Raw genomic sequence first — 23,645 nt, 5'->3', positions numbered from 1 at the left:
CCCCATTAGGCTCGGATGCGATCGCACAGATTGTAAAAATGGCTCCAATCATCTTCCTCCGTGATTTTTTCCCACACTGCTTCAATTTCTGGACGAATGGGGACAGTGGCAGGATTACTTTGCTGAAGTCGGGCTTTGATTGTTGGCATCTCTGACTCTGGCAAGCTTAACAACTCATTGAAATATTGCATCTTCCACTGGCTGAATAGCGTCTTGAATGCATCATCTTCTATTTGTACCGATGATAAGATTGCCGCTGCATCGTCTCGCCAAGCCGAGGAAAAATCTTGAGTTATTTCTGCAAAAAAGCCAGGATAGCTAATTTGAGAGTCTTTGAGGAATTGCAGAGTTGTTTTTAATAGTTCTGTGGTTGCTGGCGTGATGTCACCGGGCAAGCCCAGTTTATTCAGCATTCGCTGTTGATAGGCTTGACGATAATGGTCACCATATTGAGAAAGTCCTGCGTCTAAATCCGTCTGAGAAATCACGCGCCCCAAGGGAGCCTGTAGCATTTCTAAATTCCAGCGACAGATTTCGGGCTGATTGGCATAGCTGTAGCGCCCGTAGTAGTCAAAGTAGGCGGCGGTAAACGTGGGATCAAAGGTAGGAATAAAAGCAAAGGGTCCATAATCAAAGCTTTCGCCCGTGATCGACATATTGTCAGTATTAAGCACAGCATGGCAAAAGCCCGCAGCCATCCATTGAGCGGCGAGTTCGGCGACGCGCAGCACCAATTCGGCATAAAACAAGGAGTAGCAATCGGGGTTGTTTGCCAAGTGGGGATAGTATTGCTCGATCGCATGATCCAGCAAAATGGCAATCAGGTCTTTGCGATTATAGTGATGCAATCGCTCAAAGGTGCCGAACCGAATGTGCGATCGCTGCATTCGGATCATGACTGATGCTCTGGTGGGCGATGGCTCATCTCCCCGCCATAGTTGATCTCCGGTTTCAATCAAGCTTAAACAGCGGGACGTTCTGACCCCCATGCGATGCAATGACTCAGCGGCAAGCACTTCCCGCACGCCCCCTTTGAGGGTGAGCCGCCCATCGCCCCCGCGAGAGTAGGGTGTGGGGCCCGATCCTTTGGTGCCGAAGTCGTAGAGTTCGCGATCGACAGTTCGCACCTGCCCATACAGAAACCCTCTGCCGTCCCCTAAACCAGGGTTATAGCTACCAAACTGATAGCCGTGATAGCGCAGTGCCAGCAAGGGGCGGGGTGGAGTTTGAAATTTCCCAAAGGCATTAATGAAGTCTTCGTCGCTAACGGCTTGCGGGTCGAGTCCTAGAATCCCTAGCAGATCGTCGTTGCGAAACCGGAGGACGTGCTTAGGAAACTCGGCAGCCGCGACAATATCATAATAGTCATCGCCCAAACGCTCTAAGGCTGGGTCGTAGTGGAGCGTCAGCAGCGGGTTCAAAGTAAATGGATGGGAGGACTCAGCGTCAGGCATAGATCAATTGCGTTCTAGGGTGCTTTCATCCTACCAATCGGATTAGATTTCGGATTAGATTTGCGATCGCCCTTGAAGATAGTCAGAAACCAGGGTTCTCAGTTCCAGTAACCCAGCCGTCAGCAGATTTAACTGCTCCTGATTCAGTTCAGCAAGTCTACGAATATTTTCAACTTCTCGATTATGTCGATCACTAGCTTGTTCCTGGTTTTCCCGAAACTGTGCCATTTCTCGATTATGGCGATCGCTGGCTTGTTCCTGGTTTTCCCGAAACTGTGCCATTTCTCGATTGTGCTGGTCACTGGATTGCCTGAGGGCGGCTCGAAATTCTGCCATCTCTTGCTCGTGGCGGGAGATGGCGCTTTGGTGAGCAGTGGCGATGGCAGTTAGCTCTTCAACAGTCATTTTAGAGAATCAAGTAGCGTAGCCAATATTTTAGTGCAATACAAGTATCAGGGTTTAGCCCCGCAAAAAATGGTGCCAGCGATCGCAGTTTGCCTATGATGAATGTGCTGGATAGATGAATTGATTGCAAACTTCTATCCAGTCATGAAAGATAGTAAAATAGTACAAAAATATCATAGTAAAAACGATGGTTCAATACACGTTGGCGCAAAGTCCAGAAACCGTTTTCACTGTGGCTGGCAAAGATTCCATCAAAGCCCGCGAAAAAGCGATGGATCAGTTAATCGAACTGATGGATGCGGGAACATTGCCAACTGAGCTAACCGAGGGCTTTAGTCCTCAACAATTTATTGAAGTGAAAGAAACACCGCTTTCCCCCACATCCGACGAAGACACGGTGACTCATGCCGTGCAAATTTTGAGCAATCTAGCAACTCTCAAGCTGAAACTGCAAGATTCGCGATCGGAGGCATTACAAATTCGCGCTCAACTGGATGTCCTATTTAGCGATGAGCCAGTTAGCGAGGAGGAAATCGCCACTCTGAAAGAAGGGTTTAAAGTGCTGAAGACTTATGCTCAGTCGAATTTGCGCTATAAGGAAGCTCGGACTCAGGCAGAACAAGCCCGAATTGTTTTAGATCAGGCATTGAATCCGGCGGAGCCAGAGAGCAAATCTGCCAAAGCAAGTGCGAAAAATACAAATTAGTGTTTAGAGGGGCGGAAATCCAAGCTGATCTGTCAATTCTTGGCGGATACGGTAGGTGATGGTGCGGGTGTCGAGTTGCTTCAAAATATCTTGGATGACAATATTGGCTCCTTGGGGTCCCCAACTACAACCCTGTTCTAAGTAAACTTGGACGGCACGACCCACGGAATAGGCACCCACTCCGGCGAGGCTGGCTTGAGCGATCGCGGCTCCGGCATACACTGCAACACCACTAGAACTATCCACGCCGGAACCAACAGCCGCAGCACTTTTGCCGATTCCTAGCACCAATCCACTGCCAATTTCGGTGAGCATCACACTCCCAGAACTGAGGATGATTGTCTTCCAGAGTTTGCCTGCTTCATGCCGCGTGATGGGTAATCCGTAGAGTTCCGATAAGGCGCGAATCATGGCAAGATCAGAGATGGCACCGCCCACGAGATCCAATACGGCGATCGGGTTGAGGGCAACAGCGATCGCTTTATATCGGACAAATTTCCAGATCAAGGCTTCGGCTTCGGCGTTGTGCAGTTCCATCAGATTACCTGCCAAACGAGATTCTGCTTGCCGCACCTGCAATAACGCATTCAGTGCCATCAGCGATCGCCCTTCTTGGCTTAAGATTGACAAAATCTTCTGCTTTAATGCGGCAATCTGCACCGGGGGCGATTCCCATTCATAGGTCATGCGTCCATTCGGCTGCTCGACTCGCACTTGTAGGGGGGCAGGTTCCGCTGCCACTAAAACAATTTCATTTGCCGATAGAAGCTGATGCAAGGATTCAGTTTTGCCATGCCTAGTCGCACTTTTTGCCGCAAACTGCTGCAAGCTGTGATAGATTGCTTGCCGACTTTGATCGGGATAGAGATCAATTTTGTTGAACACCAGCAGAATCGGCTTTTGGGCTTGGCGCAGGTCACATAACGCCTCGTATTCCGTGCGGGTAATGTCGCCTGAAACTACGAACAAAATCAAGTCTGCTTGACGGGCGATCGCTTGTGCCATGTCTGCCCGCCCTTGCCCATCAATTTCATCGAGTCCAGGCGTGTCGATGAGTTCGATCTGAAAATTGTCTAAAGGATAAGGGGATGCACCGAGGAAAGCTAAATCTTTAGGACTGGGTGACCAGATGATTGCGTGGGGGGCTTGAGTCACGCCGTTAAGTGGTCCGGTTGGCAACACTTTTTTGCCGAGGAGCGCATTCAGAACCGCAGACTTTCCCCTACTGACCAAGCCAAAGACAGCAACGCGGGCAATGCAATTTTCTAGCTTGTTGAGGGCGATCGCCAGATGATCCATGTCCTCTTTGATCCGCGCTTGAGTAGATGCCTCAACCGGACGAGTTTTGGCAGCGCGAAAATAGGCAGTATACCGATTCAGCGCTTGACGCAGGCTGACACGGGCACGCTGCAAATATACGCCTTGAGGATCGGCGGGTGACGCAATAGAATTAGCGATCGGAGGGAATTGAGTCAAGGTTGGCAAGGGCAACAGGAACACTAGATCCATTGTGATCTAGAAGTTGGGCTTCTGGCTGAGGTAATTTCATCCGAGCGAGAGGAAGGGGCTGTAGCAATACTGGGGTTGCCGTTGGAGTCGTGCTTGGAGCCGGAATAGTCGTGATAGGGGTCGGTATTTTAGGTGAAACAGGTTTCGGCACTAGCCGATCCATGACCTGAGTTGTCAAAGCTTGCAAAAACTTAGACTGCTGATTCTGCTGAAAAACAGTTTGCAGCGCTTGGCTAAACTGCTCGATCTCCAGAGGTTTTGCCTCAGTCATGGTCAAGGCAGGATCTTGAGTGTGGAAATATTCAACCAACGCCAACCCCACCATGCGAGTCAGATAGGCAGCACTGACTGCCTGAATGCAACCACCAGCGACATAAGTGACCGCATTGGTTTTCAGCAGACCAGAAACGGTGCGAGTTGAAAGTTCCACTAAGCCCAACTTGAGAATCAACCCACCCAATGCCGTGACGCTTTTCTGTGCTTGATCCAAAGAAAATTTTTGTTGATACAACTTGCCCAAATCTAAAATCATTTGGGTGTTAATGGCAGCCGTGGCTAACACATCTAGGGTTGGAACCGGGCTGGCAAAGGCGGTTGCTGCCGCAATCCACTGAAACTGTTCAATAATCGGCAGGGCGCGAGTTTTGCGAACGCTATTTAAGGTGTTCACCGCTTGGGCTTTAAGGGCGATCGCGTCGCTTAAGGAACTGCTCATCACCAGTTGACGGCTTTCTGCCTGGACAATGCTGGTCAATTGCTGGGTGAGTCCATCCAGATTCGGCACCTGATCCTCTAGCCATTCCCGTATCGTGCCGTCGGGCTGATGTTGCCGCACTTTCAGGGGTTTGGGATTGGTCGAGATCGCCATCACATCCGGCAAGGCAATACTTCGCGCCCAATCTTGCATTCGCGCCAAAATCGCTTGACTATCCTGCGGCAAATACAAGTCCTGCTTGTTGAAGATCAATATTGTACGTTTACGAACTGCTAGCTGTTTCAGCAACTGAAATTCTGACTCAGTGAGATCACCCGTCACCAAAAACAAAATCAAATCTGCGGTTGTCGCCTGCTTTAGCGCCACCGCTTCCCCATGTCCCCCAGCATCGCTCACTGCAAAACTCGGTGCTTCAAATAAAGTCACCAGGCTAGATTGAGCCGCCCAAGGTTGCAATTGCTGAATCAAGGTCGTTTTGCCACTACCTTTATTGCCCATCACCATTAGGCGCAAAGCTTCACGCTCCATTTCAGTCGAAATCTGAGTGGCTTGGGCTTGCAAAAAACCAAGATGCGGCGTGACGGTTTGCAATCCAGCTTCCGCATCGCTAAGCTCTACTTGCAATCGAGTGATCACCTGACTGGCTTCACTGAGCGCCTGTTTCACAGCCGTAGAATCGACGGTGCGGAGGGCAATTGGCTCGATCTCCAAGGGCTGTGATCGCTGCTGCACCCACCAAACCGCACCACTGATCCCCAGCGCTACAACGGTATAAGCACCCCACTCGCCTACAGTTTGATGAAGGGATTCCAATACCCAAAGAGCGATCGCTAGGGTCATGCCACCCATGACAAGCGGACGTTGCAGTTTCTCAGCCATAGCAGGAGTGCAGCACATTAGTCAAAGCACTCCCATTCTATCGAGCCGGGGGGTGCTTCAGCGCAACTCTATCTATGCCCACAGATACAAAAAGTAAAGCTCTAGCAAACGTGTTTGCTAGAGCTTTACTTTTACTTGGTGGCGGGGCATGGATTTGAACCATGGACCTTCGGGTTATGAGCCCGACGAGCTACCAGACTGCTCTACCCCGCGTCAGCCTATTGAGTATAGCGTGAGATTCTAGAATTGTGCAACTGATTTTTGAAATTAATCCGCAGTAGGGGCGATCGCCTCTAAATTTAGGTTGATGCGATATACTTCCCACTCACCGGGCGCAGATAAACTTTGCAACTCAAGCAACAGGCTTGGTACGTTGCGGTGCAGCGCGATGCTAGGCGATGCTTTGGTAGCGCACCTAGGGAGAACTATTGTCGGGTGTTACTCGTGTCAGGTGTTACTCGTAGCCACCTGTTATCTCTACAAAAAGCATCCTGCAATCATTCCTAGTAGGGACTTAAGGCAGGTTCTCCTGCGCCGTTAGTCCAGATGTCGTCTGGCAGCGATCGGTCACGGTGACAAACCCGATCAAGATCAGGATACGTGATTGTGTCTACTGCCGCTCGCGTACCGACTATCAGACATCGCGTTGCCTGGGAGCTATGATTCTCAAGACAGTGACCTACGGGCATTCCTGCTTGAAACGTTGCAGCATCGCCAGGACGTAGTACAGTCTCTTCAGCTCCTTCGATGAGCGTGATCTCACCTTCGAGGATGTAGACCATTTCATCTTCAGCACTATGCCAATGTTTAATCGATGAACGAGAGCCTGGTTGAAGGACTTCGATAAACGCGCCGAACTGGGTAAGTCCCCCGGCTTCGCTAATCCAGAGTGTACGATCTGGTTCCTGCGCGGTGTGAGAAGGGCTTTCTTCCACGACGAGACGATCAGGTGTGATAACAGTCATATTGGCACCTATGGGAATTCTGGGGCAATAGCCATTCCATTGTGTTTAGGATACCAAGCGATCGCTTGCTTCGGAGCTTGTGTTGGATTTCGCAAGACTCTACTCGACCTACGAGATTAGCGATCGCCCTTAGATTCAGGTTGATGAGATAACGTTCCCGCTCATTGGACGGGGATGGTTGTCAGAGATCGCCCCATCGTCGCCCACAGTTTGATTCATCAAGCACAAAGGGGCTGCGATGCGATGCTAAGCCTTAGAGCAAGGGCAGCCTAGGTGGGATACATTAATGTCCAAATAGGGCTATGAGTTTTTTGGCTTCGATCGCCACATTGTGGTTTTGAGCGACCAGTTTCGCCCCCGTTTTGCCCATTTGCTCTAGCTGATCGAGCGGAGTATGAATAGCAACTTGCATTGCCTCTTTTAAGGCGCTTACTGAGCCAGAGGGCACTAGCCAACCAGATTTACCCGGTTGCACCAGTTCAGGAATCCCGGCAATGTAAGTGCTAATCACCGGACGACCTAGCGCCAACGATTCCATAATCACAACGGGTAATCCTTCCGCAAAACTAGGCACGAGCATCACTTGGGCTGCCAAAATTTGCTGCTGCACTTGTTCATTCGTTGCCCAGCCTGTAATTTCAACATGATTCTCTAAGTGAAACTGGTGAATCATTGATTCAATTTGCGGTCTTAAAGAACCATCACCCACCAACACCAGCTTGAAATCATGCCCTTCGGCTGCCAGTTGTCCAGCGGCTTCAACCAACAGTAAATGTCCTTTTTGCTCACTCAATCGCCCCACACAAACAAATCGTGGCTGTGTGGGGAGCGGCGTATAGGGGTATTTTAAAAACATTTCATCGACTCCACAACGAACAACCTGAATTTTTGCCCATTGTTGATAGCCGCACCAGCGATACAGTTGACTCCGACCAAAGGAGCAGACAGAGACTACAAAGGCAGCACGTTCAATCTTTTTTGTTAAGGAAATAGCTTGGGGCTTATCAAATTCTTCGGGACCATGCACCGTCACGCTATAGGTCGGACCGCCCAACTCGTGGCACAGCATGGCAACGGTAGCGGAGTTGGTGCCAAAGTGGGTATGAACATGGGAAATTTTCGCTTTAGTGAACCAACGGAGTAGAACACAAGCTTCTGCTAGATAAGCGAGGTGATAAACTAAGCCGCGATCGGATGAATGCCCCACTGCGTAAGCTAATTTAACAGCGTTTAGAAAACGTAACGGATGGGTTAACGCCACATTAATTGTGCTGCTAAGCAAGCCAGCAAAGCCTTCCCGTAGCACATATCGGGTTTTGATAGCTTCTTGCTTGTCGGCTTCGTCAATGATTTCAGCCGCTAGCGATCGAATTGAAAACCGGCTAATTGGCACTCCAGCCGCTTCTAGTGACACAATTTCTCGGCGAATGAAGCTGTGGCTGGTTTTGGGATATTGATTAACAAGGTAGGCAATATTCATCGCAAGATCGATAGGAAGTGAACCGATTTATCATTGAGCGTTTCTCAAGACTAGGGGGGATGCCGCCCCAGTCGTCAGTCAACAAAAAGCTAAGTTGAGGAGTTGCCCAATGTTTTAACAGTTTTTTTCTAAAGTGGCATCGTGAAATACCGAGACTTTAGGAAATCAATATCTTTTCCACGGGTGAAGCGATGGAACTCAAGGAATGCTCCGGCAATGACTCGATTAATCAAAGAAATTCTTTTTTGAGCAATCGTTTATCGTAGTATTTCCAGCACTGTTAAGAAGAATTTTGGTGACTACTTCCCTCCAACAACGGCGATCGCCCCTGGCATCGGCTACCTATCAACAAACCCTTTTAAATGATTTGCCTTTGTCTACCTCACCCCATCAGGGTAACTTTGACACAGCCCTTGCTGCCCACCATTGGCAAGCCTTACAACCCGCAGATCTAGAGATTTTTCAAATTAATCTTGGCAAACTCTGCAATATGACTTGTCGCCATTGCCATGTAGATGCCGCCCCTGATCGCCATGAGGTGATGGATCGAGAAACTGTCAACGCTTGCCTAGCTGCGATCGATCAAACCAATGTTCACACGATTGACCTAACCGGCGGTGCCCCCGAACTCAATCCTCATTTTCGGTATTTGGTCGATGAATGCGCTCGACGGGGCAAAAAGGTAATCGATCGCTGTAACCTTACCGTGCTGCTACTACCCACGATGCCAGATTTGCCCCAGTGGTTGGCAGAGCGCCAGGTTGAAATCGTTTGCTCGTTGCCCCACTATCGTCAGCGCAACACCGATGCTCAAAGAGGCGATGGCACGTTTGAAAAATCGATCGCAGCCTTAAAGCTTTTGAATGCGGCTGGCTATGGGCAAGGCGACCCAACCCGGTGCTTGACCCTGATGAGTAACCCAGTGGGCGCATTTCTCTCTAGTTCGCAGGTAAGCTTGGAGCAGGAGTGGAAAACAGGACTATTGAAGCACCACGGCATTACCTTCGATCGCCTGATTAGCTTAAACAACATGCCGATTTCACGCTATCTAGAATGGCTAGAGTCATCGGGAAATCTACAGCGCTACATGGAACTGTTGGTCAACTCTTTTAATCCAACCACGATCGCCGGACTCATGTGTCGCAACACGCTTTCTGTTTCCTGGGATGGTCGGTTGTTTGACTGTGACTTCAATCAAATGCTGGAGTTAGACTGTCAGCCAACCACTGGGAAAAGAATGCACATTCGCGATTTTCATTTGGCGTGGCTAACGCAGCGATCGATCGTGACTGGACGGCATTGTTTCGGCTGCACGGCTGGCGCAGGAAGTTCTTGTGGTGGCTCAATTAAGGAACCGTAACAGCCTTATTACCGATTGAACGACTAGAAACACGCTAGCTTAGAAACGCGAGGCTTTTAGATTGAAAACTAATGAAAACACTGCCAATTTTATTGATTTCACTGATTGCGGCTATGTGGGTAGGCGCGATCGCCATTCTTTCTGTGCAAAATTTTACTCCAGTGACCCTGAGCTTGTTAGCGTTTCAGTCCGTCGAGATTCCACTGGGGCTGGTGCTGGCGTTTAGCGTAGGCATTGGTCTAGTGGGTATGGCGATCGTCCAACTGATGCTAACGTCTTCCCCCCAGCGTCCTTACGAAGAGGATTAAAGGTTAGTCTGCACTCCCGGTCAAGTCATAAACACGTCCATCAATCAATAACCGTGAAATGCCTTTGGCTTTGAGATGAGAATAGGTTTTCTGTAAGATTTTGCCATCTGGAAGTTTGATCACTCGCTGCGTTCGAGGATTGGAATACCGTTTGGCAATTCGGTGATTATCAAATACTGGCAGGATTTTGTTCTGGGTTTCTTCTTCAGGAATTTGACCCAAATCGCCGAAATCCTTCAGGAGCGGCGCAATCAGTTCCGATGCGCGATCGATGACCAGATAGCACGTGCGCGGAATCAAAGCCTCTGCTAAGGGCAAAATTTGGATGATGGCTCCATCGGCTAACTTGCTCGTTGCAAACAAAGGCTTGGGCAAATCATCTTCAAAATCATCCTCGTCGTCCTCGTCCTCGTCCTCAAGATCATCATCAAGGTCGTCGTCCTCGTCTAAACCTAGAATTTCTTCTGCCAAAATTTCTTTCAGCACTTCAGACTCAGACTCAAATAGTTTCCCTGCACTGGCTTTAGGAGTGAGATCGGGCAAAGAAACTTTGGCGACAGGTGAATCAAGTTCGCTTTCGTCCTCGTCAGGCAATGGGGCTTGCGATCGCCGCTTCAAAATAGGACCACTTCTTAAATCGGCTGGCTTAATCGCTAAAGACGGCTCAACAGACTCGATTCTAGGCGGTTCAATAGAGTCTACAGAGTCTGCTAGGGCTGAGTCTGCTGTAGACGGCACATCGGTAGACTGCCTCTGCCCCACTTCAGGCAAAACAGGCGGTGCTGATGGCTCCATTGGCGGCTCAGTCGCCACTACAGTTACAGGTTCTACAACATTAGACGGTTGAACACTAAGCTCCTGTTGCTCTGCTACGGGTGCTTGCAGTAACGGCAGATATTCATTGGAGCGCAGAGCTTGGCGCTTTTGTTGAATTAGCGCTTCATACTCGTCTGCTGGTAAGGTGCTTTTTAGAATACGGCTAATGGTAGAAGTGCTGACGCTATATCGACCCGCTAAGGTTGAGGTCGTTTCACCCAACTGCCGATAAAGTTCAATGACTTCGTTTTTTTCAGAGTCGGAAAGTTTTTTAGCAATCATTTCAAGCAAGCTATGAAGAAGCGGCGATCGCCTGCTTTATTGTATTCCGGATTTACAATCTAGCAGGAGGTGAACAAGCGAATCCTATCAAATTTAGGCGCGGCGGCGAGAACCAGTACGACGAGAGCGAATGGACAGGTCATATTCTAGCGCAGCCCCAATCCCAAACAGCACGCCACTAAACACCCAGAAGACTTCTGGCAATCCCCCGCTTTTGTAGTCCGTCAAGATAGTTGTGGCATATTTAAACCAAATGTCTGCAATGTATAAACAAAAAGCAGCAGCAGCAATCATCCGCCAGGATTGAGAAAATCGCCCACCCCAAAACGCTAATAGCAAGGTGGTCGCCAAAACCAGCAGCAGCACATCACAAAGCAGATACAACCAGTTAAGCGGCAGTGCTAAAGGTGTAAGCTGTTGTTCTAAACTGATTGCCCACGCTGGTGCCTGGGATTGAGCCGGAGCCGCTGGTGCAGCCGGAACCACTGGTGCAGCCTGCGCTACTACTGCTAAAAGGTTTTCACTCACAGCAGAAAGATTGAAATCAGGAAAATCGAAAGGTTGAGCGGTTGAAACAAACGTTAAAACCGATCCTTCCAGCGGAAAGCCTGGAATGGCTTCGAGTCTTGGGGCTTCAGCCATATAGCCAAACTCTAGCCGTGCGGCTGGCGGCTCCGCAGGTTTTGCGGTGGATAGCACAATCGCGATCGCGATCCCAACCACGGCGATCGCACCAATGACCCCTTTCTGCCAAAGCTCCAAATTTAATCGCCTAGAAAATACTGCCTGAAACATCCCCCACACCAGAAAGACATAAGCCAAGACAAAGAAAAAGTCTCCCGGAGAAACCGCCGCCTCTAGCCCTAAAACTAACTCCCAATAGGTAAACAATAGACTGCCTAGGAAGTAAAAAAATGTACCTAGCCCAATACCCAGCCAAACCCCCCGCCCACTAACAATTTGCGAACTTTGCCAGTTCCGAAAACACAGCAACGCGGCAGCTAGAAAAGCACCTACTTCAAAAATGGAAGTTCCCAGTGAATACCACAGCGATCGCTCTTCCTGTGGAGCTTTTACCCCAAATAATAGAAAAAATAATAAGGCTAAGACTGCCCAGCCAATCTCAGCTAAGACAATGGTTTGAACCGATAGAAATGGTTTGTCAGAAGACTTATCTGCACTGCTCATAGATTAATTCCTGGGGGTAGCTGCGTCAGAAACAGGACGGCTTGCAAAAATAAAAACATATCCAGCAAGAGTGGCATAAAGTCAGAGGTTTGTAGCACATTAATCAAAGATTCTTTAATCTACTGCCTCCCCTCTACTGCCCCACTCTATCGCCACAGTTTGCCCAGTGGCGATTGATTTAACCAAGTGGAAACTTGACTTTGCTCATTAGAGGGTAAATCTTGCAAGGCATCAATTGAGCGCTGCGCGAAACTAGTGTTTCCAAAATATGACTTCCCAACCCGATGGAGTTCCTGCAACAAAGTATTAAGATGATGCTCTTGCCATGCTGGCAGGCTCGCCGCATTGAGGGGATCTACCGTGAGCAAATACTTGACGGCCTCGGGGGTAACTGCTTGGGGAAAGCGCCACTGCTTAAACACTTCCGTAATATCTTTTTGAAATAGACCCGCTTGTCGATTGCCTAACAGGTCTTCAATATCAATAAATACCGCTTGCAGCATCAGCAGGGCACCTTTGACATAAGCAGGATTGAGAGATGTTTCCTGGTCTGCTTCATTGGCAAACTGCTCTAGCCGAATTTTGCCCCACACGCTGTAGCGATCGGGTTCTTCCAGCAAAACACAGGCTTTGCCCTGGTTATCCGTTAGATCTCGCCAAAAAGCCTTTGCATCTTCTTCTTGAGCAGCATTAAAAACGCTAATCAATCGGAAAGTTTGCCCCTGATAGGTCAGGATGGGAACTTGCTGATCCCGTTTGGGGTGCTGAACGCTAGAAATCTCAACATCCTGCCGCTTCAGAATAAACATGACGCTAGCAATTACTCCTGTCAGGGCTTCATGTGCTTGTTTTGAGGGATGGGCAATCTTATCATATTGATAGGTAACTATTTAAAGACATCGGTTGGGTTAAGGCTTATCCCAAACCTTACCTTAAGACTTTCACATTTTTAGATACTAAACTTACAACAGGCTTGAGGTTGGATGCGTTAGATTAATCTCCCCAAAATCCCGCTGATTGTTGCGTAGAGTACTCTCTAAAGATACAAACGAAACAGCAATATTGTAAGCTGATAATCTCAGGGATGGAGATGGAGCTTTTAAGAGCAACCGATGCGTTATGGATCCTTAGCTCAGTGGATAGAGCAATCGCCTTCTAAGCGATCGGTCACAGGTTCGAATCCTGTAGGATCCGTTGAAACTTATTAACTTATTAATCCCGTACTACAACTGGAGTTCCTACGCTTACCCAATTGTAAATCCAGCGGGCATGGTTAACTGCTACGTTCGTGCAGCCATGGCTAACGGGAGTCCCAAAGTTGTTATGCCAATCTGCTCCATGGATGGCATAGCCGCGATGGTAGAACATAGCATAGGGCACGTTAGGAACATCATAATCCGCGCCACTCATTCGAGTGGTACGATAGCGGGTCTGGATTGAAAATATGCCGGTTGGGGTTGGGGTAGAAGATTTACCTGTGGAGATGATCACGGCATAAACGGGGCGTTTTCCTTCCCAAGCAATCAGGCGCTGCTTGGATAAATCAATCTCAATCCAGCGTTCTCCAGACTGCTTTAACTTTTTAAGGTCTGGGAGTGAGGATTGCTGAGCAAGTAGGAAAGAAGGCTCTTGTGCCCAAACGAGTTTGGATGATAAAGGCGCTATGCCGATCGCAATCAGTCCACTAATCCACACTCCACAGCCGCGACGAAAAAACTGACTATTCACAGGCTTATTCATAGTTTCATCCCTATCCTAAGCTGAGAAAATAGGCAGATGAAAGGGGGCGATCGCCCAGCTTAAAGATTGTTAAACAAGGGACTGCAAATGCCGTTTTGAGCGAGGCTCTTAGGTTAGTGCTTGAGAAAATGTTGCTTATTCTGCTGGATTTTTTGAACTAGAGTGTGCGCTCTCACCGCGATCGCCTCCCAGTTTCCCTGCGATAGAGCGGCTTTGGGAAATAAATCGCTGGATAGCCCCACCGCGATCGCGCCAGCCTGTAAAAACGCAGATGTATTTTCGAGGGTGATCCCTCCTGTGGGAATCAGCGGAATATTGCTCAAAGGGGCTTGTAATGCTTGAATATAGGCAACTCCACCCATGACTTCTACGGGAAAAACTTTGACACTTGCCGCCCCCGCTTGCCATGCTTGCACAATTTCGGTAGGAGAAAGGGCACCTGCAACCAACGGGATCTCTTGCTTAGCGGCAGTTTTGATCATGCTGATATCGACGTGTGGAGTAAAAAGGAACTGTGCGCCTGCCGCGATCGCCGCCTGTTGCTGAGCTAACGTGAGCAACGTGCCTGCGCCGATCCAGCAATGAGGCAACTGGGCACGCAATTGGGCAATTAACTCTGGGGCGCGATCGCTGTTCCAGGTCACTTCTATCAACTGAATGCCGCCAGCCGCCACTGCTTTTGCCATTTGAATGCCCTGTTCAAATTGCCCGCTACGGACTACTGCAATTACCCGTTGCTGCGGCAGCAACGACAACCAAAGTTGACTATTCATACTTACCCTCTCTCAAATGACAAATCTCCCATTTTTTGGGGAATCTTGTCTAAATCGTCAATAAAGTAGAACGAGAGGATTTCTAAAACTTGCTTCAACAACTTTTAAGGAGTAGTCAATAAAACTTAATGAAATCGAACCTTTTGACCGACTTACTGCAAGAAAACGCCCGAATCGCAAATCTTTAATATCATAGTAACTACCTTTAGGAGTCGTTCCCTCAGGTGCTACACAAATGAAACCTGGAGATCTCACTAACTTACCGATACAAATACCTAAAATAATCCAAATAAATAATCTTAATTTCAGCCGCTGGTGGACTGACCGTTACCCTCTTTAATAAAGCCGAACAATGACTCATCCATCTTTCCCCAACTCATCGGAATCTTCAGACATGTTGGAAAGCGATCGCAATCAGCGTGACGAAGCCGTTCGCATCACCGCCTTGATGGAAAATCTCAATAATTTGAAAAGTAAGCTAAACCATTTCACGGTGATGGATGAGCTAGGTCAACCCATTGGTGAAATTCAAGACTTAATCTTGGATGACACGCATCAGCTTAATTTAGTCATTGCGCCCAAGGTCGCAACCGAAAACAATTCATCCGTTTTACTCAATGGTCGTCGGATCAAGAAGGTGAGCGTTCAGACCCATGCCGTCTTTGTGGATATCGTCAAAGCTGATGTTGATTTTCTGCCTCAATACACGCCTTTAGAATCCAGCGGCATACCCTCAGAATCGAGCGATCGCCCTGAATTCCAGTCATCGGCTTCAACCTCTACTCAAGCGCCCGTAGACTATGGTGCAGCGGCGGCGGCAGCGTTAATGGGAGGAAGCGCGATCGCCCATCCTGCGCCAGAAGATACCCTATCACTAGAAGACGACTCCTTCACATCCGATTCGCTGTTCGCCGAACCCGCTGACGATTTCGCTGCACTAGACGACTCCTTCACATCCGATTCGCTGTTCGCCGAACCCACGGATGATTTCGCTGCACTAGATGACTCCTTCACATCCGATTCACTGTTCGCTGAAACCACGGATGATTTCGCTGCCCTAGAAGATGACTTATTTGCATCCGATCCATTGCTGCCCGAACCCGCTGATGATTTTGCTACCTCAGTCGAAGGATCATCAATGGAATCATTAGACTCGCTTGATGATGATTGGCTTTCAACCGATCTATCAACCGAGCAAAACGATCTAGCCGCTTCTCTAGAACTTCCTGAACTATCAGAAATAGAGCTTTCGCCGCTAGAAAACTTTTCCTTAGAAGGTGAATCTCCTGCCGGATTCATCACCAATAATTCTCTAGATGATGATTGGTCGGAGTTAGTCAGCCCCGTAGATCAGCCTGGTTTAGACTATGGCACTCCCTCCGAAGACATCTCTCTGCCTGATTTTTCTAACAACGAGTTAGAAACTCCAGCATTCTCGCTAGAAACAGACGAAACACCAGAACCCACATTTGCTTTATGGGAACAAGCATCTCAAGATTCATTCACGGATGATTCATTAATTGATGTGGGACTTGAGAATGAGCTTGAGGACTTGCCTGCTAGTAGTTCCTTTACAGATAGCTTTTCAGTGAACACTATTCCTGAAAATGCTGACGAGTTTCTACTATCCGCAGATTTCGGCGAAGCTGGGTCTACCACTGATCTTACGCTTGAGCGCTTGTCAGATCTAGACGCTGCTTCTGAGGATGCATCTTTAGATGATTTTGGGTTCCCAGATACGGCACTAACCCCTTTAGAACCTTTAGAAGAGGGTTCTTTAGATGATTTTGGGTTCCCAAATCGCTCAACTGATGATGATTTAGCGAGTGAGCTACCTAGTTTAGATCTGAATCTTGATGAAAGCCTATTTGACGCTGAAGCACCTTTAGAAGAGATCTCTTTAGATGATTTCGGGTTTCCAGATAGCTCAACTGCTGCTGATAATTCAGTGAGTGAGTTACCCGATTTGGATTTGAATCTTGGTGAGAGCTTGATTAACGCTGACCCTGGCTTATCATGGGTCGATGAAACAGAATCAGACGAGTTATTTGAACTCAACCCTAATGACTCTTTCGATCCGCTTCAACCAGAAACAGGGGGCGACCTTGAGTTGGGATTGGCAGATGAATTAGCCGATCTGGATTTGTCCCTAGACTCTACAGATCCAGGGTTTGATACAGATTCTACAGATTTAGGATTTGAAACTAACGCGATCGCGTCCTTGTCTAATCTAGACTTTTCCCTGGACGATAATTTTTCAGACGGTTTTGTCGATCAGCCAATAGTCGATCAGCCAATCGTTGATCCGGCATTATCAGACATGGATTTGAGTGGGAGTGAGATGCCGACCTCGTTTGTGGAGGTGTCTGTAGATGAGATCGCGCCTAGCTTCTCTGAAGAAATTACGTCAGAGCCAGAACCCCTATCTGACTTGGGCTGGGGATCGCCAGAAAATACGCTGAGTGCAGATAACTTAGGGGACTTAGAGCTTGATACTGCCTTTGATGTGGATTTATCTTTGGAAGATGAGTTTGGGGCAGACTTTGCGATCGCCGAAACCAATGACTTGAGTGAATTCACGCTTCAAGATGACCGCGTTGAACCAGAACCAGAACCCTCTGACAGCCTGACCGCGATCGAGTTTGCAAACGATCTGCCTACGGATGACCTGTCCACAGGCGATCTCGCTGACACCTTTGGTAGTGTTGCTGATTTATCTTTTGCGGAAGCAGGAGAACTAGAGGGTCTAACGAATTTGGGCGCTGAGCTTGAAGCGGGGAATTTTGCCCTAGATAGTTTGTTTGATAATCCGGTTGATAATCCAGAAAGTGGCTCAGATGAGTTCAATTTTTCCACATCCACAATGGGCTTTGTCGATCCGGCAGCAGGTATGGCAGCCGCATCCGGCATTTTAGCGGGATTAGCAGGATTGACAGACGCGGGATCACACGATCGCTCACCCTTTCCGACGGAGGAAATAGCTCCTTTAGATAGCACAGATATCAATGCCGATATTTCAGACATGAGCAATGTTCCTGCTCAGGAATCACTGAATTTGAATAATCCCGCAGCAGATCTCACAGTCTCAGAAAAACCAATAGTGAGCGGTACGTTTAAGTCTCCTAAAGTCGCGAATGCGGTGATAGACGCGATCGCCCAAACCCTACGCCATCGGTGTAAAAGCATCCGCATTGAGATTGAATTGGATGACAGTAGCCTCACCGAATCCTATCAAGCTTGGCTGGATGAATGTAGTGATCTCTAGATTCGGTCTAGGATCTGAAAACAGTTCCCTTAGGTTTGTAAATGGCTGAAACTATTGATCGTGCCATGATGCAGCGTTGCTTAGCGTTGGCACGGCAAGCCGCAGGAAAAACCGCTCCCAATCCGCTGGTGGGCTGCGTGATTGTGAAAGAGGGTGAGATTGTGGGTGAGGGCTTTCATCCCAAAGCAGGTGAACCCCATGCAGAAGTGTTTGCGTTACAACAGGCGGGCGATCGCGCCCAGGGCGCAACGCTCTATGTCAATCTAGAACCCTGCAATCACCATGGACGCACTCCTCCCTGCTCAGAGGCGGTGATTGCGGCTGGAATTGGGCGGGTTGTGATTGGCATGATCGATCCCAATCCTCAGGTGGCGGGAACAGGGCGCGATCGCCTCAAACAGGCTGGTATCGAAGTATCCATTGGTATTGAAGAATCGGCTTGTCAAATCTTAAACGAAGCCTTTGTGCATCGAATTTTGCACCATCGACCCTTTGGCATTTTGAAATATGCCATGACCCTAGATGGCAAAATTGCCGCTGTCACTCGACATAGCGCTTGGGTGACCAGTGAAGCGGCGCGCGGCGAGGTTCATCAACTGCGGGCAACTTGCGATGCTGTAATTGTCGGGGGCAATACCGTTCGCGCCGATGACCCCTTGCTCACCAGTCGCCAACCGGGTCAAACCCCGCTACGAGTGATTATGAGCCGCACGTTGGATCTCCCAGACTCTGCCAATGTGTGGAATACTGGCGTTGCCGCTACGCTAGTCTTGACCCAGGTAGGCGTTCAGCCAGCATTCCAAGCTCACTTGAAACAACGGGGTGTAGAAGTGGTAGAACTAGAACCCCTCACCCCTAGCACAGTCATGGCTCACCTCTACGATCGCGGCTTTTTAACGGTGCTATGGGAATGTGGTGGCACTTTAGCCGCCCGTGCGATCGCGGAAGGGGCTGTGCAAAAAGTCCTTGCCTTTATTGCCCCCAAAATCATCGGTGGGGTGACAGCCCCCTCTCCTGTAGGGGATTTGGGGCTTAAAAAAATGACAGAAGCCCTCACCTTAGAGCAAGTAAGCTGGCGCGCAATCGGTTCAGATTTACTGATTGAAGGCTATTTATCTGAAGATAAAATCAGATTTTCGCCGCATTGACTTTATCTCAGCTTTATATCTCAGGCAGAGAAATCAAGCTGCCAGCGATAAAGCGCGATCGCGACAACATTCCCTTACGGCGATCGCCCATGATTACGGCACCCCAAAAATTCTACGTATATCCACCCCATCAGCGAGTCTTTGGGGTTCGGTCTGGCTTTGTAGGAGATGACTATTTTGTGCCCTAGATGATGATCTTGAGGACGGAGATAGGGCACAATGCGATCGCACAATGCTGATTATTCTCTAGCAAACTGATGAAACTAAATAATACCTATTGTGCGGCTGGAAATTTGACGGCTGAGGAGTCACTGGAGCGGCTTCAACAGGGCAACGAGCGCTATATGTTTGATCACATGGAGCATCCCCACGAAGGCGCACAGCGCAGACTGGACTTGTCTACGGCGCAACATCCCTTCGCAGTGATTTTGGGCTGTGGAGATTCTCGCGTGGTGCCCGAATTGATTTTTGATCAGGGTGTAGGAGATTTGTTTGTGCTGAGGATTGCTGGAGCCGTTGCCGATGATGCGGTGATTGCCAGCATTGAGTATGCGATCGAGCATTTGGGAACTCGATTAGTGGTGGTGATGGGGCATGAAAAATGTGGAGCCGTTACGGCGGCGATCGCCCATGAAGCATCAGAGGGCAAAATCAATTCGCTGCTGAGCTACATTGAACCCTCTATCAACGCGGTTCTGTATCACTCAGGCGATCTGTTGACCAACGCCATTCAAGCGCATGTGAAGCGAACAGTCCAAACCATTCAGCAAGCGGAACCGATTCTCTCCCATGAAAGCAAGAGTGACAATGTTTTGATTTTGCCAGCCTATTACAACCTGTCCACGGGCAGAGTCGATTTTCTAGAAGCCCGTGTGCGTTCCGCCGTATCTAGTCACCTCTAGCTAAGGCTGCTAGCTAGGGCTGCAAGTGACCTGCGGTGACGCAATCATCCAAAAGCTGCTGGACAAACTCCCATAATTCCGGCGCACCTGCCGCGATCGGAGCCATCCGCTGGAGGACGCGATCGCGGGTAATGCCATTAGCCTTCCAAGTGCCGCCTTGGGTTTGCTGGTTATTCAGCAAGGGTTGCAGGCGATCGAGAGAGCAAGCGAACAACGCATCGGGGGTTTGCTGAGCTTCAAATTCTTCCCACAGCGATCGCAGATCTGCGGCTTGATCCGCTGGCAATAACCCAAATAGGCGATCGGCGGCTTCAGTTTCGCGATCGCTCTTGCTGGCGTTGTGCTGAATGTCATAACAAAAGGTATCGCCTGCATCGATTTCTACTAAATCATGCACCAACAGCATTTTGATCACCCGCAGCACATTCACGGGCACGGGGGAATATTCCGCCAAGACGATCGCCATCAGGGCAATGTGCCAGGAATGTTCCGCGCTGTTTTCGCGGCGAGAGGCATCAGTGAGCCAGGTTTGCCGCAACACGGTTTTGAGTTTGTCTAGCTCGATCACAAACTGAATTTGTTGGGCGAGTCGCGCTGTGTTAGTTCTAGGCAAGGTGTTCATTCATCTTCGCCAGGGTAAGGCGTAAGAATTTCTACGCCGCCTTCTACCACTGCGATCGTGTGTTCCGCTTGGGCAGAAAGCTTGCGATCGAGGGTATAGGCAGTCCAGCCGTCTTCCTCGTCGAGATCAACTTCCCACGTCCCTTCATTGATCATCGGTTCAATGGTGAATACCATACCGGGACGCAGCCGCAAACCTTTCCCGCGATCGCCATAGTGCGGAATTTGCGGAGCGGTATGAAACACATTGCTAATTCCATGCCCCACAAAATCTTGCACCACCGAAAAGCCCTGTGCCTCGGCATATTCCTGAATCACCGCACCAATATCGCCCACTCTGGCATTGGGTTTCACCGCTGCAATCCCCAGCCGTCGGCATTCATTGGTCACTTCAACCAGCTTTTTGGCAACAGGAGAAGGTTCGCCAACCAAAAACATTTTTGAGGTGTCGCCATGATACCCATCCACGATCAGCGTCACATCAATATTTATAATGTCGCCGTCTTTAAGAATCTGCTTGGCGTTGGGAATCCCGTGACAGACCACTTCGTTGACGCTGGTACAGATCGACTTTGGAAAAGCAGGGCGATCTTTGTCGCCGCCATAGCCCAGGGGAGCGCTTTTAGCTCCATGTGCCTGAGTCCAGCGTTCGGCTTCGTCGTTGAGTTCTAGGGTGCTAATGCCCGGTTTAACGAAGGCGCTGAGGTGATGCAAGAGTTGACCTGCCAAATGCCCTGCTCGGCGCATTTTGTCAATTTCTCGGCTAGATAAAAGGGTAATGAGTTCGCGTGCCATGGAGTTTATTTTTATCGGGAAAGGTTTATTTTTGCGGAAGTTTGGCGGAAACTATCAAAACAGACTGAAGCGGCATTGAGTAGAATATTTTAAGCACGGTTGTTCCCGCCAAAGGTGAGGTATTGAAGTGGATGAGCTTAGGACGGCGTTGGAGTTGGCAACGGATGAAGAATTGCAGGATTTAACGGAAATTCTCTTTCGCCCCAAGTTCAACCCCTTGGATTATCTCAGGAAGGCAGACCCGATAGATATTCAAAGCCGCGATCGCGCTGGTTGGCTCGATGCGCTGGAGGATCGGTTTCGCTATTTGGCGGCGGATGGGCTGACGGTGATTAGTCAAAAAACCAGTCAATTGAGCTATCGCCAAATCTTAATTCAGGTCTGTCGCCATCTGCGGTTGCCCTACAAAATGTCGATGTCTACGGTGGATTTGGAAGCAGAAGTGTTTCTAGGATTGTTAGAACGGGCATGGAAGCAGTTACCAGCGGCAGAAAAAGGGGAGTTTACTATTCAGCTTAAACACTCGCTGACAAAGTCGCAACTGTTGCCCCAGTTACCACTGGCTGTCCAGCAAGATCCGATGAGTTTGGTGGTTAAAGGCAGTACGGCGATCGCGGTTACCTCTGTAGTTCGCCCGATGTTGATGCAGTTGATCGCGAAACAGTTTGCGGTCTATGTCGCCCGATATCAGGTGGCGCAAGCTGCTGCCTTAAGTGGGGCGATCGCGACTCAACTGCATAATGCCTTGGCTGTGCAAACGGCACGGCAAGGAATGGCGCTGAGTGCTGCTCGATATGCCACAGTGCGCGGTGTATTTGCCTGTTTAGGTCCGGCTTTATGGATGTACTTTTTTGCCGATCTGGGCTGGCGATCGGTCTCCACAAACTATGGGCGAATTATTCCGATGATTTATGCCCTCGCCCAAATTCGCTTAACCCGTGCAGAGTGTTTTGAGTTTGCTTAGGCGCTGGTTCCCAAAAAATCCTCTCTTTCAGATTCATCCCGATCCATCCCTGCAATTTGCCTGGACACTGGTGCAAGCTGGGCTACTGGTGCTGCCGTTCAGTGCGCTGTTTGGCTGCGTGGGCATGATGGTAGCGGCGATCGCGGTTTGGCGGCAGCTATCCAGTCAAATCATGGCATCCCGCATCAATCAAGGGTTTGCCTTACTTGCGGGATTAATGGTTGGCAGTGCAGCCGTTGCCGAACACCGTGGCGCTGCATTTTTGGGTTTGTTTAATTTTTTGCCCTACTTCTTTTGCTTTGCGAGCCTGAGTCCGCTAATCCAAACGCCCGCTCAACTCCGCCGCCTAGGCTGGGTGATGGTAGCGCCATCGGTGCTGGTGTGCTTGATTGGCTATTTGCAAATGGTGTTCTGTTGGTTGGGCTATCAGCAATTCCTGCATATTCAAGTCCTGTGGATTGTGATTGACTGGCAGTATGACTTGAAAGGCACTCCGCCCGGTCGGATGTCTGCGGTGCTGACCTATGCCAATGTGCTGGCAAGCTACTTGGTAATCACGTTTAGTTTAGGCTTGGGCTTTTGGATTGAGGCGATCGGGCGCAGTCGGCAAACTGGCTCCGGCGTGTGGAACCGGGAAACGGTGGCATGGATTGGACTATTGCTGCTGAGTGGAGGGGCGCTGATTTTGACAAATTCCCGCAATGCTTGGGCGATCGCGGCGGGTGCCTGCTTTGTGTTTGCAGTGTATGTCGGTTGGCGCTGGCTGATTGCAGCCGTCGGGTTTGCCGTTGGCGCAATCTTAGCCGCCGCTTTTGCACCCCTTTCTATCCAGCAGCCGCTCCGAACCCTCGTTCCTGCTTTTTTCTGGGCACGGGTCACTGATGATCTCTATCCCAATCGCCCCGTTTCCACCCTTCGCGCGACTCAGTGGGAGTTTGCCTGGTCACTGATGCAGCAGCGACCCGTATTCGGCTGGGGCTTACGCAACTTCACTCCACTTTATCAAGCTCAAACAGGCTTTGTCTTAGGTCATCCCCATAACCTGCCGCTGATGCTGCTGGCGGAAGTGGGTATTCCGGCAACTGTGCTGTTTTTAGGCTTAGTCGGTTGGATTTTAGCTGAAGGCATTCAATATTGGCGAAGTTTAGGCAGATTGCAGGGATCTGGGCAGGAGACGGGCGATCGCCTGATTTACTTCAGCTTCTTGATCGCCTTTGGCAGTATTGCCATCTTCAGCCTATTCGATGTCACCCTGTTTGATGCCCGCGTTAATATTTTGGGCTGGATGTTACTCATCGGCATTTGGGGGAGAGCAGATCGGAGTGTCGAGTGCCGCATGTCGAGTGTCGAGTGAGAAGAGGTGAGTTTTG

The 23,645-nt window shown here is 49.4% G+C and carries 22 protein-coding genes and 2 tRNA genes; 10 read left to right on the top strand and 14 right to left on the bottom strand.

The features are described 5' to 3' along the window. Positions 1 to 5 precede the first annotated feature (5 nt). Positions 6 to 1,454 carry a protein adenylyltransferase SelO gene (locus AC1S5B_RS05200; protein ID WP_482034640.1) on the bottom strand — a complete coding sequence of 483 codons (1,449 nt, stop codon included), beginning with the start codon at positions 1,452 to 1,454 and terminating at the stop codon, positions 6 to 8. Between the two features lie 54 nt (positions 1,455 to 1,508). Beyond that, complete coding sequence (locus AC1S5B_RS05195) at positions 1,509 to 1,859, bottom strand: hypothetical protein (protein WP_482034639.1); 351 nt, start codon at positions 1,857 to 1,859, stop codon at positions 1,509 to 1,511. Positions 1,860 to 2,046: 187 nt separating this feature from the next. Here AC1S5B_RS05195 and AC1S5B_RS05190 point away from each other — a divergent pair, with 187 nt between their 5' ends. Then, positions 2,047 to 2,565, top strand: a complete 519-nt coding sequence (locus AC1S5B_RS05190) for a hypothetical protein (protein ID WP_482034638.1) — start codon at positions 2,047 to 2,049, stop codon at positions 2,563 to 2,565. Positions 2,566 to 2,568: 3 nt separating this feature from the next. On the opposite strand, the gene AC1S5B_RS05185 is transcribed toward AC1S5B_RS05190, so the two are convergent. The 5 genes from AC1S5B_RS05185 to AC1S5B_RS05165 all read right to left on the bottom strand — a co-directional run bounded on the left by AC1S5B_RS05185 (position 2,569) and on the right by AC1S5B_RS05165 (position 8,113). Further along, positions 2,569 to 4,041, bottom strand: coding sequence for a GTP-binding protein (locus tag AC1S5B_RS05185; protein WP_482034637.1), 1,473 nt, complete (start codon positions 4,039 to 4,041; stop codon positions 2,569 to 2,571). Then, entirely contained in the window at positions 4,016 to 5,668 is a 1,653-nt protein-coding gene (locus AC1S5B_RS05180; protein ID WP_482034636.1) for a slr1306 family protein, read from the bottom strand. The genes AC1S5B_RS05185 and AC1S5B_RS05180 overlap by 26 nt, the downstream gene beginning before the upstream one ends. A gap of 136 nt (positions 5,669 to 5,804) precedes the next feature. After that, positions 5,805 to 5,881, bottom strand: a tRNA-Met gene (locus AC1S5B_RS05175). A 290-nt stretch (positions 5,882 to 6,171) separates the two neighbouring features. Further along, positions 6,172 to 6,603, bottom strand: a complete 432-nt coding sequence (locus AC1S5B_RS05170) for a cupin domain-containing protein (protein WP_482034635.1) — start codon at positions 6,601 to 6,603, stop codon at positions 6,172 to 6,174. A 313-nt stretch (positions 6,604 to 6,916) separates the two neighbouring features. Next, a complete protein-coding gene (locus AC1S5B_RS05165) occupies positions 6,917 to 8,113 on the bottom strand; it encodes a glycosyltransferase (RefSeq protein WP_482034634.1) in 1,197 nt (398 codons plus the stop codon). Between the two features lie 295 nt (positions 8,114 to 8,408). On the opposite strand from AC1S5B_RS05165, the gene arsS reads away from it, so the two are divergent. After that, entirely contained in the window at positions 8,409 to 9,473 is a 1,065-nt protein-coding gene (gene arsS, locus AC1S5B_RS05160) for an arsenosugar biosynthesis radical SAM (seleno)protein ArsS (RefSeq protein WP_482034633.1), read from the top strand. A gap of 71 nt (positions 9,474 to 9,544) precedes the next feature. Further along, positions 9,545 to 9,781, top strand: a complete 237-nt coding sequence (locus tag AC1S5B_RS05155) for a LapA family protein (protein ID WP_482034632.1) — start codon at positions 9,545 to 9,547, stop codon at positions 9,779 to 9,781. A 3-nt stretch (positions 9,782 to 9,784) separates the two neighbouring features. Here the strand turns inward: AC1S5B_RS05155 and AC1S5B_RS05150 are convergent, their stop codons facing one another. From AC1S5B_RS05150 to AC1S5B_RS05140, 3 genes are all read right to left on the bottom strand, one after another. Then, complete coding sequence (locus tag AC1S5B_RS05150) at positions 9,785 to 10,879, bottom strand: hypothetical protein (protein WP_482034631.1); 1,095 nt, start codon at positions 10,877 to 10,879, stop codon at positions 9,785 to 9,787. Positions 10,880 to 10,972: 93 nt separating this feature from the next. After that, the gene (locus AC1S5B_RS05145) at positions 10,973 to 12,067 is read right to left on the bottom strand and encodes a hypothetical protein (protein ID WP_482034630.1); all 1,095 of its coding nucleotides are present in this window, start codon (positions 12,065 to 12,067) and stop codon (positions 10,973 to 10,975) included. Between the two features lie 146 nt (positions 12,068 to 12,213). After that, a complete protein-coding gene (locus AC1S5B_RS05140; protein ID WP_482034629.1) occupies positions 12,214 to 12,876 on the bottom strand; it encodes an Npun_F0813 family protein in 663 nt (220 codons plus the stop codon). 312 nt (positions 12,877 to 13,188) lie between these two features. On the opposite strand from AC1S5B_RS05140, the gene AC1S5B_RS05135 reads away from it, so the two are divergent. Next, a tRNA-Arg gene (locus AC1S5B_RS05135) sits at positions 13,189 to 13,261 on the top strand. A gap of 18 nt (positions 13,262 to 13,279) precedes the next feature. Here the strand turns inward: AC1S5B_RS05135 and AC1S5B_RS05130 are convergent. Next, the gene (locus AC1S5B_RS05130; protein WP_482034628.1) at positions 13,280 to 13,807 is read right to left on the bottom strand and encodes a L,D-transpeptidase; all 528 of its coding nucleotides are present in this window, start codon (positions 13,805 to 13,807) and stop codon (positions 13,280 to 13,282) included. Positions 13,808 to 13,920: 113 nt separating this feature from the next. After that, complete coding sequence (locus tag AC1S5B_RS05125; RefSeq protein ID WP_482034627.1) at positions 13,921 to 14,580, bottom strand: bifunctional 4-hydroxy-2-oxoglutarate aldolase/2-dehydro-3-deoxy-phosphogluconate aldolase; 660 nt, start codon at positions 14,578 to 14,580, stop codon at positions 13,921 to 13,923. A gap of 352 nt (positions 14,581 to 14,932) precedes the next feature. Here AC1S5B_RS05125 and AC1S5B_RS05120 point away from each other — a divergent pair, with 352 nt between their 5' ends. The 4 genes from AC1S5B_RS05120 to AC1S5B_RS05105 all read left to right on the top strand — a co-directional run bounded on the left by AC1S5B_RS05120 (position 14,933) and on the right by AC1S5B_RS05105 (position 19,895). Continuing rightward, a complete protein-coding gene (locus AC1S5B_RS05120) occupies positions 14,933 to 17,845 on the top strand; it encodes a hypothetical protein (protein WP_482034626.1) in 2,913 nt (970 codons plus the stop codon). Positions 17,846 to 17,886: 41 nt separating this feature from the next. Then, positions 17,887 to 18,993, top strand: a complete 1,107-nt coding sequence (ribD, locus tag AC1S5B_RS05115) for a bifunctional diaminohydroxyphosphoribosylaminopyrimidine deaminase/5-amino-6-(5-phosphoribosylamino)uracil reductase RibD (protein WP_482034625.1) — start codon at positions 17,887 to 17,889, stop codon at positions 18,991 to 18,993. After that, positions 18,990 to 19,181 (top strand): hypothetical protein, encoded by a 192-nt coding sequence (locus tag AC1S5B_RS05110; RefSeq protein WP_482034624.1) that lies wholly within the window; start codon positions 18,990 to 18,992, stop codon positions 19,179 to 19,181. The genes ribD and AC1S5B_RS05110 overlap by 4 nt, the downstream gene beginning before the upstream one ends. A 69-nt stretch (positions 19,182 to 19,250) precedes the next feature. Continuing rightward, a complete protein-coding gene (locus AC1S5B_RS05105) occupies positions 19,251 to 19,895 on the top strand; it encodes a carbonic anhydrase (RefSeq protein ID WP_482034623.1) in 645 nt (214 codons plus the stop codon). Positions 19,896 to 19,908: 13 nt separating this feature from the next. Here AC1S5B_RS05105 and AC1S5B_RS05100 read toward each other — a convergent pair whose 3' ends face one another. Together AC1S5B_RS05100 and map are read right to left on the bottom strand one after the other, a co-directional pair. Then, the gene (locus AC1S5B_RS05100; protein ID WP_482034622.1) at positions 19,909 to 20,517 is read right to left on the bottom strand and encodes an HD domain-containing protein; all 609 of its coding nucleotides are present in this window, start codon (positions 20,515 to 20,517) and stop codon (positions 19,909 to 19,911) included. After that, positions 20,514 to 21,311, bottom strand: a complete 798-nt coding sequence (map, locus tag AC1S5B_RS05095) for a type I methionyl aminopeptidase (protein ID WP_482034621.1) — start codon at positions 21,309 to 21,311, stop codon at positions 20,514 to 20,516. The genes AC1S5B_RS05100 and map overlap by 4 nt, the downstream gene beginning before the upstream one ends. 127 nt (positions 21,312 to 21,438) lie before the next feature. On the opposite strand from map, the gene AC1S5B_RS05090 reads away from it, so the two are divergent. After that, positions 21,439 to 22,275, top strand: coding sequence for a YaaW family protein (locus AC1S5B_RS05090; RefSeq protein ID WP_482034620.1), 837 nt, complete (start codon positions 21,439 to 21,441; stop codon positions 22,273 to 22,275). Beyond that, entirely contained in the window at positions 22,262 to 23,629 is a 1,368-nt protein-coding gene (locus AC1S5B_RS05085) for an O-antigen ligase family protein (RefSeq protein ID WP_482034619.1), read from the top strand. The genes AC1S5B_RS05090 and AC1S5B_RS05085 overlap by 14 nt, the downstream gene beginning before the upstream one ends. The last annotated feature ends 16 nt before the right edge of the window (positions 23,630 to 23,645 follow it).

It is taken from the genome of Leptolyngbya sp. CALU 1928 (assembly GCF_056784215.1).
This window is presented reverse-complemented; position numbering and strand designations above follow the sequence as displayed.